Genomic DNA, 12937 nt, shown 5'->3' on the forward strand with positions numbered 1-12937 from the left:
AAAAATCGCTTTAAAATGCAACATTTCTTTACTTAGTGAGGGTTTTTGGGCATTATCTTGCCCGTTAAAAATCATGGTTATTAGACTTAGAGGATTAGATGGCCAAAGAAGACAATATTGAAATGCAGGGCACAGTACTGGATACCCTGCCAAACACAATGTTTCGTGTTGAACTGGAAAATGGTCACGTTGTGACTGCCCATATTTCTGGAAAAATGCGTAAAAACTATATCCGCATCCTGACAGGCGACAAGGTAACTGTAGAGTTAACTCCGTACGACCTGAGCAAAGGCCGTATCATTTTCCGTAGCCGCTGATTCTATCTCTTCAGGCAAGGCCTGATACAGCCACAGGTGCACAAGACACCTGTGGTCTATTTGTTGTCAGAATACCGCATCCTCCGGAGAGGCCTTGTGCACGCTACTGAAGCTATATGTCAGTGTGTTACTTTTATTATCAAGCCCGATACGTACTGAGCCGCCATTAGTTAACGAACCAAACAGTAGCTCATTTGCTAATGGTTTTTTCAGGTTATCCTGGATCACACGTGCCATAGGTCGGGCTCCCATCGCCTTATCATAGCCTTTTTCACACAACCAGCGGCGAGCCTCTTGGCTAACTTCAATCGAAACACCTTTCTCATCAAGTTGCGCTTGTAGCTCGACAATGAATTTATCCACCACCTGTATGATGATATCCATGGATAATGAATTAAACCAAATAATGCCATCAAGACGGTTACGGAACTCAGGCGAGAAGACTTTCTTAATTTCAGACATCGCATCCGTACTGTTGTCTTGCTCTGCAAAGCCAATTGAGCGGCGCTGTGTTTCTTGAACCCCTGCATTGGTTGTCATGACAACAATCACATTACGGAAATCGGCTTTGCGCCCATTATTGTCTGTCAGTGTGCCGTGATCCATAACTTGTAGAAGGATATTAAACACATCGGGATGCGCCTTTTCAATTTCATCAAGCAGCACAACAGAATGTGGATGTTTAATCACCGCATCCGTCAAAAGCCCGCCTTGATCAAACCCTACATACCCAGGAGGTGCACCAATTAAGCGGCTCACGGTATGCCGTTCCATATATTCAGACATATCAAAGCGCAATAATTTTATATCCAATGCCTTAGCGAGTTGGACTGTGACTTCCGTTTTACCTACCCCAGTAGGGCCTGCAAATAAGAAGGAGCCTACCGGTTTATGATCTTGGCCTAACCCCGCTCGACTCATTTTAATAGCTTCTGTTAATGCGGTGATCGCATCATCTTGCCCAAACACTAGCATTTTCAGGCGCGAATCTAACGTTTTTAAGCGCTCTTTATCGCTCGAAGAGACGGTTTTTTCTGGGATACGTGCGATACGCGCAACTACAGATTCAATCTCAGGCACACCAATGGTTTTCCGACGTTTGCTAGGTGCAACCAAACGTGTCCGAGCGCCTGCTTCATCGATAACATCAATCGCTTTGTCTGGCAGATGCCTATCCGTGATGTATTTAACCGACAAATCAACCGCGGCTTGAATGGCTTTTGCCGTATAACGAACATCATGGTGTGATTCGTATTTCGGTTTTAATCCATTAATGATACGTACCGTTTCTTCGGTTGTTGGCTCTACAATATCAATTTTCTGGAAGCGGCGTGCCAACGCCCTATCTTTTTCGAAAATATTACTAAACTCTTGATAAGTCGTTGAACCAATAACACGGATACGGCCACCTGATAACAATGGCTTAATTAAATTTGCCGCATCAACTTGACCACCAGACGCTGCACCAGCCCCAATAATCGTGTGAATTTCATCGATAAATAGAATGCTTTTACTGTCTTTTTCCAGCATTTTTAGCAGTGATTTAAACCGTTTTTCGAAATCACCTCGGTATTTAGTGCCTGCTAATAAAGAACCAATATCTAATGAATAGATAGTGCAGCCGTTCATGACCTCGGGGACATCCCCTTGCTCAATGCGCCATGCTAGCCCTTCCGCTATCGCTGTTTTACCAACGCCAGATTCTCCCACCAGCAATGGGTTGTTTTTGCGACGGCGGCAAAGAACTTGGATCGTTCTCTCTAGCTCTGCCTGACGCCCTACCAGCGGGTCAATTTTGCCTTGTTTAGCCAGTTGATTCAGATTGGTTGTGAAATTATCCATATGATCATCAGAAACAGGCTGTTCTTCATGATTGACGTTGCTGTTTGGCGTATCTTGCTCGGATGATGCCGAAGCTTCCCCTTTAATCGTGCCGTGGGAGATAAAATTGACAACATCTAAACGGCTTACATCATGTTTACGCAATAAATAAGCTGCCTGTGACTCCTGCTCACTGAATATTGCGACCAGTACATTAGCGCCACTTACTTCATTGCGACCCGATGATTGAACATGGAAGACCGCACGTTGCAGAACGCGTTGAAAACTTAATGTTGGCTGAGTATCGCGATTATCATTTTCAGGCAACAGTGGCGTCGTTTGCGCAATAAAGTGCTCAAGCTCTTGTCGCAGAACAACAAGGTCAACTTTACAGGCATCCAATGCTTCACGTGCTGACGCATTACTCAATAATGCCAGCAACAGGTGCTCCACTGTCATAAATTCATGTCGATTATCTTTCGCTTTTGCAAATGCGACGTTTAGACTCAGCTCCAGTTCTTGATTGAGCATAAGCACCTCCCAAAATTGATATTAGCGAGTTCACACTTTTTCTATTGTGCACAACAAAGGGTACTCATGTTCGCGCGCATAGCTGTTAACTTGTGCCGCTTTTGTTTCCGCAACCTCTGCCGTAAAGATACCGCAAACCCCTTTCCCCTGAAAATGGACATCTAACATTATCTGTGTAGCGCGTTCTTCATCAAAAGAAAAGTATTTTTGCAACACTTCAACAACAAAATCCATTGGAGTGTAATCATCGTTATTTAATATAACCTTATACATCGAAGGGGGCTGTAAAACTTGCTCCACTTCATCTTTAAAAACAACATCTGTTTTAAATGTACCAAGAAAATCGCTCATTACTTGTCGTGCTCGGAGTTAAGATTTATTAAGCATAGCCTTTATTATCAATGATTTCTATTAATCAAGATAACAATAAAACATAAATAAAATCATTTGTTTTATCAATTGCTGTTTCCGCTTAATAACAGTGTAACACGCAACCTAACGCAACTCATATGGCCTAAATTTTGTGATCTGCTTCAAAATTAATAAACTGGAGAGCGTTAGCCATATCAAATTTTTATCACTTCGCCAAAAATCAGCAAATTGATCGCTTGACGTCCGAAGGCAATTCACTACAGTATGATTTGCAGACAGTCAATATGTGTAATTATACTTAGTCGATGCATAGTGGTTATGCATTTATGTCAAACACAACTTGTAAATACGAAGGACGATGTATGGAGACAGGTACAGTTAAATGGTTCAACAACGCCAAAGGCTTTGGTTTCATCTGCCCAGAAAATGGGGGCGAAGATATTTTCGCTCATTATTCTTGTATACAAATGGAAGGTTACAGGACATTAAAAGCTGGTCAGAAAGTCAATTTTAGTATTAATACTGGCCCAAAAGGGAACCATGCCAACCTCATCATTCCGATTGAAAGCAGTACGTTGAATCATACAAGTGCAGAGGCAACGCCTCAAGAATAACCCCCGTGTAATAGAGCACAGTTAATTACTTTTCATTTAGCAATAACTGGTTTGCATGATTGGTCGTTAACTGTGTCTATTTTTTAATATCAATCTTTTGATATCAATGGGGACGGCCGTGGGTTTGTAAAAAAGAGACATCACCATAAAGTGATTTAAGCAGTGCGAATTGCTCTTCATCATAGAATTGGCAATTACCGCTACCAAATGCCTTCGCAACTTCAATCATAAACTTCACCGATGCGGCAATATCCACTTCATGACTAGCGCCTGTTGAACAACCCGGCACAATTGTCTGCGTACAAATAGCCACACCAACAACAGGGGCTGTTGTTGAGACTGCTGGCTGCATAATACTATTGATGTGATGTAATCCGTTGCCGTAAGGCGTGATATCTTGTACCGCGAGCGGGAACGTCACCGCATTCTGCCCACTGCTCCACTCCATCAAATGAAGTAAGTCCTCAGAAACAGGCAAGATATAGCCATCTTTTACCGTTGGTGACAAGGCATAACCTTTATGGTTGATCAGCCTATTTCCCTTTGTCGTGTCCACAGATAAAATAGCATCCGCTTCTGGGATGGCCTCATTTTCATTCATCGTCTCATCGTTGAGTGGTGAGTCCATAAAATCAACGGGGCTATGAGGACGTGTTGGCGCTGTTGGGCAAATATGCGTCGTAATGATCACATCCCCCATGAGGACATCACCCTTTTCTCTCATCTCGGCAAGTTTTAATGCCGTCGCAATGGCAGCAATAGCGCCATCAGCATCAGAAACCAGCCCAATACGAGATGGGCGCGCTCCGATACCCCCTAAACGCCCAATAATCCCCAATGTTGGGGCATGGTTACCTTGGCGTTTACCATGAGTACCTGGGATCACGATACGCACAAAATCACTTTGCCCTTTTCCATCTCGCACTGTTTTTGATGATGCTTCAATGGTAGTAAAGTTTTTAAACAAAGCGACAATATCATCCCCATTAACAACGGCGCTATCGATTAACTCGTAAGCACACAGGGTCTGCTTTAAACTCATATATTTCCCTTGTTATGTACTACTTTTCAGCTTATTTCTCTCGATCTCACCACTCTCCTTTAATGGTTGGTGTATAACCGTCAAAAATTAGCCTATTTCCTGGTGAAGGCGCATACACGCACAATAAATATAATATTTTTATTTTATGATTCACTACTACGTTTTAACCAATAAGGATCACCTACCATACTGCCAAGATAGGATGCCTTATGACATATTTTTGTCGCTAATTGCGCCAATAATTCAGAGGTAATTTGCGATGCAGGTAAACTCAAACATAAGGCATAGAGTGTACCTTGCGCAGGGTCATACACGGTACTTGAGACAGAGGCGACCCCCGGAACGGACTCATTAATTGAAAATGCCCAGCCTCGTTCCTCAATTTGATTTAACTCTTGGCGTAGCTTGTCTTGCTTTTCTTGCGGCTCTTGGCAAATGATCACTTCACGTTCACTCAAAGAGTAACGAGCTAATAACGCTTTACCTGTAGAAGTTCCCGCTATAGGCAATTTTGTTCCCGGCTGAGTGATCACTTGAAGCATGCTATTACCAATACGTGCATGCACGACTCTTACCTTATCTTTGTCTCTTAAAGAGACATAAGTGGTGAACCCCGTTTCTTTGGTCAGTTCATCGAGTGATTCAAGAGCCATATCAATCAACGGGTTCATACCCCGAGCGCGATGCGCTAACTCCATAATGATCAGCCCCGGACGATAAATGGGCGCATCATTTTTCTTTTCGAGCAAACCATGCTCTGCCATCTGTTTTAATAAACGTGATGCTGAGCTTTTTGGCATTCCCAATTCATTCACTAACGTTGTCACCGTCAGTTCATCGCCGGAGCGAAGAAACAACCGATATACATCGACAACACTTGAGAGAATACTCATAACTCACCTGTAACCTGAGAATTCTGCACCAACGCCTCATAGCTTTGTGGTTTTCTATCTCTTAAATAAGGAATGTTCAAACGCGTATGAGCCTGAACTCGAAAATCAACCTCACCAATGAGCAACGTTTCACCATCACAACTGGCTTCACTTAACACTTGCCCACGAGGCCCTACAATCTTACTACCGCCAAATAAATGAAGATCTTCCTCATTCCCCCAACGGTTAACTGCTAATAAGTGGCTACCATTCTCCAAAGCGCGGCACGCGGTATTGATATCCCACATATCCTTATCTTGAATACGCCATGCAGAAGGCACGAGCAGCAATTCAGCGCCATTTAAGGTTAAGATACGAGCCACCTCAGGAAACCCCATGTCGTAACAGATCATCACACCAATCTTACCGAATGGAGTATCAAATACCGGATAGCTATTACCACTGCTAAACCATTGTTTTTCAATGCCAAATGCGTGGACCTTACGGTAGACCCCGCTGACACCTTCACAACCTGGATTCCACACCCCAACAGCGTTATAAACCTCGCCTAAGTAGCTTCCTCGCTCAGCAAAGCCACTAACAATAGTGAGATCCAATTGCGTCGCTAGTGCGCTAAACAAGCGATAAGTTTCGCTGCCTTCATCATCGCTGAGATCCCATAGTTGGGTCGCAAGCAAATCGCCTCGATAGCCTGTTGTAGCCAGTTCAGGAAAACAGATTAATTTGGCACCTTGCTCCGCAGCTTGATGGCAGAATGCGGCCATCCGCTCTAAATTATGCTGCTTTTGACCAAGTAAAGAGTTAAATTGCGCAAGAGCAACTTTAACGCTGCTATGATCCATTGCTCTCATCCTTAATCTAAATGGTTAACTTTACGAAATTGCAGCGTATCGACACCTTTTATTCGAGCTTGCAGCAGCATCATCATCATCCAATAAAGGACTCCGCTAACTAGCAAAGAGTTAAGCGCTGGCACACCAAAATCAGTATCCCAAGGGCCTAATGCCGAGCTTAGCCAACCGACAACAACAGCAATAGCCCAAACAACCAACGTAATGGGATTAACTGCCTCACACAGAGTTGGAAGTTCACCCGCTGCTCTGGTTGTATCTAACTCACGCCGATCACGCTTTAATAAATAATAATCAACCACCATGATCCCCGCCACAGGTGGGATTGCTATACCTAAATAAATCAGAAAACCCACAAAATTATCTAAAATACCGAGCATCGAGGCGATCGTACCCAAAATGCCGATAACCCACGTTAGATAACGACGGTCAAACCGTTTTTTGAAGATGGCATTCAATAAAGTCGATAAACCTAGTGATGAAGAGTAGAGGTTAATATCATTCATTTTGATAGTGGAGAAGATAACGATCGATGCTCCAACCAACCCAGTTAACGTCAACATTAGGTCAAAGACTTCATTGGTACGCAGGGCAAGTGCCATCAACACTGAAATCATATTGACTAACAGCTCACCAAAAAAAGTCCCGATAAGGGTCATCCAAAAAACCTCTTTCGGGCTTTTCATGAAACGACTAATATCGGGCGTTGTGATAGCTGAAATAATAAACCCACCAGCAACCATCGTAATGGCTGCTGGTAGAGTCATAAAAGCCCCCGCAGGTTCAGTGCGATTAATAAGCGCTCCGATATCTTGCCCAGAAAGCAAGCTATAGGTTGCCCAAGCTAATGCGAGTAAAAATAGCGGCGTTGATATATTTGCGGTAATAGATAAAAAGCGATACCCATATACCGTAATAATCGTCACCGCGATACCTGTAATAAGCGACCAAGTCCCTGGTGTTAGCACATTCGTCGCTTTATACATTCCATCCGCAAAGAAGCCATTTTGTACGCCAAACCAGCCCATCAGTGAAATCGCAATTGCGCCACCGATTAAAGCAGAGCCTAACTTACCAAATCCAGACCACCTTGATAGTAGACTGATTGACATTCCTTCACGGCACGCAGCTGCACCTAAAGCCCAGCTAACAACTTGTAAAATCACTGAACCTAACATTGTGGCCCAAAACGCTTGCCAAAACGTCAGTCCATAACCCAATGCTGCACCTAACATCACCTGAGATACACAGGCTAGTGAGCCAATTCGGATTATAAGAACTTCGTAGAATGGCCTGCGAGCACTGAAGGGCACCCGAGCCAGAGAATAATCTTCACCTGTTTTATTCGCCATTTAGTATTCCTGCTGTGTGGATCTTTGCTATTAAGTTTATTGGCTTTATTTTATTTGTTCCATTTTATGGAACTAGGTTTCATTTATTCTACGAGACAAATGATATCCATGTTCGATACCAAATCGCAAGTAGAATTTAACTTTTTACATAGCTTTTTGTGTATGTAGATATAACTATAACGGGAAAACTAAAGGCTGGGGAGATAAATTGATATAAAAATAAGGATGTTGAAGTACCTCTGACCATTACAGAGGTACTTGAAAAAATACAGATAGATCTCTTACTACTCTCTTGCTAATGCATCAATAGGGTTTAATCTTGCTGCACTTCGCGCGGGTAAGAATCCAAAAATGATACCAATTGCTGTCGAACAGATAAATGCACTGATCAGCGCCATAGGTTGAAAAACGAAAGTCCAGCCGGGCAACGCCATTTGTGCCATGACACTAATGCCATAGGAAAGCCCAATCCCCATTAACCCACCAATCAAGCAGACCAGTACCGCTTCAATCAAAAATTGCTGCATCACATCACTTGTGCGCGCACCAACCGCCATACGGATACCAATTTCTCGGGTCCTCTCAGTAACGGAAACTAACATGATGTTCATCACGCCTATACCACCAACCACCAGCGAAATAACAGCGACCAAGGTTAGAAACAGTTGCATGGTACGAGTGGTTTTCTCCGCTGTTTTCACAAGTGTATCAATATTGTAAGTAAAAACGTCCTTCTTACCGTGTCGCAATGTCAATAAGCGGGTGATCTGTTGCTCCGCTGTTTTGGCATCAACCCCCTCTTTAACCCTTACGACAATACTATCCAAGTAAGGTCGATTTAAGATTTTGCTATTTACCGTCGTATCCGGCAGCCACACTGACAGCGAATTACTTGAACCAAAAATTGATTTTTGCTCCGCGAGAACACCAATCACGGTAGCTGGCATATTCCCAATCAAGATGGTTTCCCCTACCACTTGCTTTTGGTTAGGAAAAAAGCGACGTTTTGTGTTCGCATCAATCACAACCACTTGCGCCCTACGCTCTACCATGTCTGCAGTAAAGTTCATCCCTTCGGAAAACTTTTCAGCGTAGACCTGAAAATAATCACGCCCAACCCCTAATAACTGGGCTGAAGCATCTAAATTCCCCTTACGCAATCGAGTTGATTTAGATAACTCCCCCGATACGGCTTGCACATAAGGTTGCTTGGCAATGGCGTCAACATCGGATGGCTTTAAAGATTGCCGATTCTCTGCATCATCACTACCAAAATCCTCCCCAGGGTAAACCGAAATGGTATTCGTGCCGATTGATTTTATATCATTGAGAACCATGCTTTGAGCGGCATCACCGATCACCATAATAGAGACGACTGACGCAATACCGATGATAATGCCTAACATGGTGAGTAGTGTACGCATTTTATTAACCACCATGGCGCGCCAAGCCATTAACAGTGCTTCGCTAAACCGTCCATAGATTTGCCCTAACGACATTTTCCTAGGTGATGTTTTCTCCAATGAAGGTACGTTTGGAGCTTTAGCAGAGCCTGAGTCACTAATAATTTCGCCATCTTTAATTTCAATAATGCGTTCAGCCTGCTGAGCGACTTTGGGGTCATGGGTAACAATAATAACGGTGTGCCCCTGCGCACATAATTCTTTGAGGATTTTCATTACCTCTTCACCAGAGTGGCTATCAAGGGCACCAGTTGGCTCATCAGCAAGGATAACTTGACCACCATTCATCAACGCACGCGCGATACTTACCCGCTGTTGTTGCCCTCCCGATAACTGACTTGGTCGGTATTCTGTTCGTTCGCCAAGCCCGAGTTTCGCTAATAATTCAATGGCTTTTTTACGGCGTTGAGTCTTACCTGCCCCCGCGTAAATGGCGGGAACTTCAACATTTTGTTCAGCCGTTAAATGGCTAAGTAGATGGTAGCGCTGGAAAATAAAGCCAAAGTGTTCACGGCGTAACTCAGCTAGCTGATCGTTATCAAGCTGGGAAATATTTTGCTGAGCAACAAAGTATTCCCCTGAGCTAGGTTTATCCAAACAGCCGATGATATTCATTAAAGTTGATTTCCCCGAGCCAGATGCACCAATAATGGCCACCATTTCCCCAGCATCAACAGTTAATGAAATATTTTTCAATACCGTAATTTCTGTTTCACCAGCAGGATAACGTCGCGTGATCCCTCTAAGTTCTAATAAGGCTGACATATTAACTCTCCGCGTTACGGCCGGTGATCACCTGTTCGCCTTCTTTTAGTCCATCAGTGACTTCAACATATACATCATTACGGCTACCGATTTTTATTTGCCGTTTTTCTGCCTGTTCTCCCTGCAACACTTCTACCTCATAAATTTGCGGGGAAACTTCATCCCCTAAAGCAGAGAGCGGTAAAAGTAATACATTTTTATGCGATTCAAGATCAATTTTGACCTGTGCCGTCATTTGTAATTTCAGTAAATGCTGGGGGTTGGGCACTTCAAAACGTGCATAATAAAAAATAGCATCGTTGATTTTTTCAGGAGTCGGTAAAATATCTTTCAATACCCCTGAGAAGCGTTTATCTGGCGCGCCCAATACAGTAAATGACGCTGCCTGACCCGGTTTAAGATGAATAACATCCGCCTCTGACACTTCAGCTTTAACTAACATTGTATTCAAATCAGCTAATGTCAGAATGGTTGGCGCTTCCTGAGCCGCTATCACTGTTTGACCTTGTAATGTTTTGATAAACGTGACAATACCATCCATTGGCGCGGTAATTTGCGTATATTTCAAGTTTGTTTTTGCCGTATCTAAGGTCGCTTGGTTGCGCTTAATTTGCGCCTGATATGTTGCCACCTGCGCCTTTTTCACAGCGACATCCGTTTGCGCTTTATCTAAATCTTGTTTTGAGACGGCTTGGAGCTTAGATAAACTCAATTGGCGTTGATAAGTCACTTCAGCTAAGCGTAACTCTGCTTTCGCTAACGCCAAATGTGATTCCAGCTCATGGATCGTTTCTTGAGATTCTGTCACGTCGTTTTGTGCTTTTTGTGGATCAATGACCGCCAGCAAATCACCTTTTTTGACTTTATCTCCCTCTTGAACATACAGAGTTTGTAGCTGCCCACTGACCTGCGCACCGACATCAACTTTGCGCACAGCATCCAGTTTACCTGTTGCTTGAACTTGTTTATTGAGATCACCTCGGGCCACTGCGACTGTTTGAAAAGCCTCTTTTTTATCTTCCGTGAAAAAAAAGAATGCGATACCAATCGCAATTAAAATAACCAGTAAAGAAACCAGCCACTTCTTACGTGAATTTGCTCTCATTCAATCTATACCTATACCAATAAAGAGAGGGCTACGCCCCCTCATAAAATTTACCTATTTAGCCGAGCATTCGTGAATAATTTAGTAAGCTTTACCTCTTGCTAACCACGCTACCCGAGAAAACATATTTTTGAGTTGTGATGGGATAGAATCTGGCCCTAATTCTGCTGCTCGATTGACAATAGCGATAGCAAGATCAGGTTTGGATGTTTTGGAAATTGCTTTAATAATCACACGTCGAGTCGAAACTTTCGCGTTATCCGGTATCCCTGATATCTCATGATAAAGATGTTTAAATCCTTCGCGATATAAAAAATGCTCCATATCCGGTGCCGGCAATCGAGTTAATCGGTCTCGTTCCGTGTCATGCATTTTTTCAGCGTAACTCAGCGCGGTGGCGGCATACTTCTTACCAGCCTCATCGCCATCAACAAGTGTATGCCATTCTATACCCATTTTGCTGGCAAACTTTAACAAAGGCTTAAGACCGCTTTGTGCAAACTCAATCACTTTGATGCCTTCTGTTTCAAAGTAATAGTTACACTGCCGCGCTAACTCATTCATTAACCAAATTTCAGTCTCGCCTTCAACCAATAACCAACAACGCGCAAACATCGCTGATGGCCGGTTAAAGCGGATGTGAAAGGAGATTTTCCGAATTTCCTCCGCAGATAGCTCATTCTCACCTAAGCGATAAGCCGAAACTTTGCCGGAATCGCGCACCAAGCGGCAAAGATTTTCAATCGGCACTTGCGACAGAAGCTCCCCAGAGTTCGTTGTGGTCAAGCGTTGTAAAGAAAAGAGATTGAGTAGGCCCCAAGCAATCGACAACATAATTGGATGCAGGCGTGTTTCGGGGTCTTCTACAATAACCAAAGGGCGTGCATATTTATCGAGTTGGATATTGCCTTTTGACTGCAATAAAGAAGAAAACATGCCTAAGATAATTAAACGGATATTACGCTGATTTGGTTTTGCAATAATACGGCTAATATTATCTAAAGCATGCCAGCCTCTTTTGCGTGGTTCAAACTTAATTGCTGCTTTATGCTCTTGAAACAGATGGTTACTTTGCCCCGCAAAATAATGACTGAGCAGTTGCTGCATCGCATCCACCCCTTCAACCAACTCCTCGTCGCTCAAGCGTTGCGGATTATTGATTAATGCACGAGTCAGCTCTTCCATTCGCGAGTTAAAAATATCGCGTACCTCTTTTTCACCCGCAACAATCGTCTCAGTATTTAATGTGCGCAAAAAACGAGCATCACGCAAACGGATCACTGGATATAAGCGAATAATTTCTTTGATATATTTACCGACATTATCCAATGACAACTTATTTCCCCCTGCATTGAGGAAACTGCGGTCAACGCTAATGCTGCCGTCTTCTTTTAATTCAGCACTAACGCGGTAAAAGATATGCTTAAGATCATCACCGTTATCGACCCAAACGGAGGTAAGATTACGAAAGCGAAATGAACGATGTCGGCCTGGGCGGTTTTCACAAAATTTCAACACTATCTGCAATGAGCGAAATCGAGAGGCATCATCCCCTGTTGGATGATGAAAATCATGCTTATTAAATTGGTAATTTTCTTGTTCAGGCGAAAGTAAAATCGTCAGTGCATCCAAAAGGCTCGACTTTCCCCATGAGTTTTCACCAATTAACACCGTATTATTATTTAAAGCTAATGAGAGCCGGTTAATCCCTCTAAAACCGTAGATTTCCACTCGTTCCAGATACATACACCCTCTCCTTGCTATTAATCTATTTTTAGAGCTTACCTCTTAACTGCTGGTATGACTATAAG

At 43.2% G+C, this 12937-nt stretch carries 11 protein-coding genes; 2 read left to right on the forward strand and 9 right to left on the reverse strand.

What is annotated here, in order from left to right; genetic code table 11:
* The first annotated feature begins 98 nt into the window (after positions 1-98).
* Entirely contained in the window at positions 99-317 is a 219-nt protein-coding gene (infA, locus tag I3B46_RS15595) for a translation initiation factor IF-1 (protein WP_004244560.1), read from the forward strand.
* 66 nt (positions 318-383) lie between these two features.
* Here the strand turns inward: infA and clpA are convergent, their stop codons facing one another.
* Together clpA and clpS are read right to left on the reverse strand one after the other, a co-directional pair.
* Positions 384-2669 carry an ATP-dependent Clp protease ATP-binding subunit ClpA gene (gene clpA / locus I3B46_RS15600; protein ID WP_004918072.1) on the reverse strand — a complete coding sequence of 762 codons (2286 nt, stop codon included), beginning with the start codon at positions 2667-2669 and terminating at the stop codon, positions 384-386.
* 30 nt (positions 2670-2699) lie between these two features.
* On the reverse strand, positions 2700-3020 hold the full coding sequence (gene clpS, locus I3B46_RS15605; RefSeq protein WP_004918070.1) for an ATP-dependent Clp protease adapter ClpS: 321 nt from the start codon (positions 3018-3020) through the stop codon (positions 2700-2702).
* A 383-nt stretch (positions 3021-3403) separates the two neighbouring features.
* Here clpS and cspD point away from each other — a divergent pair, with 383 nt between their 5' ends.
* Positions 3404-3655, forward strand: a complete 252-nt coding sequence (cspD, locus tag I3B46_RS15610) for a cold shock domain-containing protein CspD (RefSeq protein ID WP_004918068.1) — start codon at positions 3404-3406, stop codon at positions 3653-3655.
* Positions 3656-3758: 103 nt separating this feature from the next.
* On the opposite strand, the gene I3B46_RS15615 is transcribed toward cspD, so the two are convergent.
* The 7 genes from I3B46_RS15615 to I3B46_RS15645 form a co-directional block, all read right to left on the reverse strand.
* Positions 3759-4697, reverse strand: a complete 939-nt coding sequence (locus I3B46_RS15615) for a DUF1177 domain-containing protein (RefSeq protein WP_014657829.1) — start codon at positions 4695-4697, stop codon at positions 3759-3761.
* A gap of 143 nt (positions 4698-4840) precedes the next feature.
* Positions 4841-5590: an IclR family transcriptional regulator gene (locus tag I3B46_RS15620; RefSeq protein ID WP_004918066.1), complete on the reverse strand. Its 750-nt coding sequence runs from the start codon at positions 5588-5590 to the stop codon at positions 4841-4843.
* On the reverse strand, positions 5587-6432 hold the full coding sequence (locus tag I3B46_RS15625; RefSeq protein ID WP_014657828.1) for a nitrilase-related carbon-nitrogen hydrolase: 846 nt from the start codon (positions 6430-6432) through the stop codon (positions 5587-5589). The genes I3B46_RS15620 and I3B46_RS15625 overlap by 4 nt, the downstream gene beginning before the upstream one ends.
* An 11-nt stretch (positions 6433-6443) precedes the next feature.
* Positions 6444-7793, reverse strand: coding sequence for a purine-cytosine permease family protein (locus tag I3B46_RS15630; protein WP_104873360.1), 1350 nt, complete (start codon positions 7791-7793; stop codon positions 6444-6446).
* A gap of 284 nt (positions 7794-8077) precedes the next feature.
* Positions 8078-10021 carry a macrolide ABC transporter ATP-binding protein/permease MacB gene (gene macB, locus I3B46_RS15635; protein ID WP_004918063.1) on the reverse strand — a complete coding sequence of 648 codons (1944 nt, stop codon included), beginning with the start codon at positions 10019-10021 and terminating at the stop codon, positions 8078-8080.
* Position 10022: 1 nt separating this feature from the next.
* Complete coding sequence (gene macA / locus I3B46_RS15640; protein WP_004918062.1) at positions 10023-11126, reverse strand: macrolide transporter subunit MacA; 1104 nt, start codon at positions 11124-11126, stop codon at positions 10023-10025.
* An 81-nt stretch (positions 11127-11207) separates the two neighbouring features.
* Positions 11208-12872, reverse strand: a complete 1665-nt coding sequence (locus I3B46_RS15645) for a DUF2813 domain-containing protein (protein WP_004918060.1) — start codon at positions 12870-12872, stop codon at positions 11208-11210.
* Positions 12873-12937: the final 65 nt, after the last annotated feature.

Origin of the sequence: Providencia sp. 2.29, assembly GCF_015832305.1 — a bacterium.
In the GTDB taxonomy this organism is placed as follows: Bacteria; Pseudomonadota; Gammaproteobacteria; order Enterobacterales; family Enterobacteriaceae; genus Providencia; species Providencia stuartii.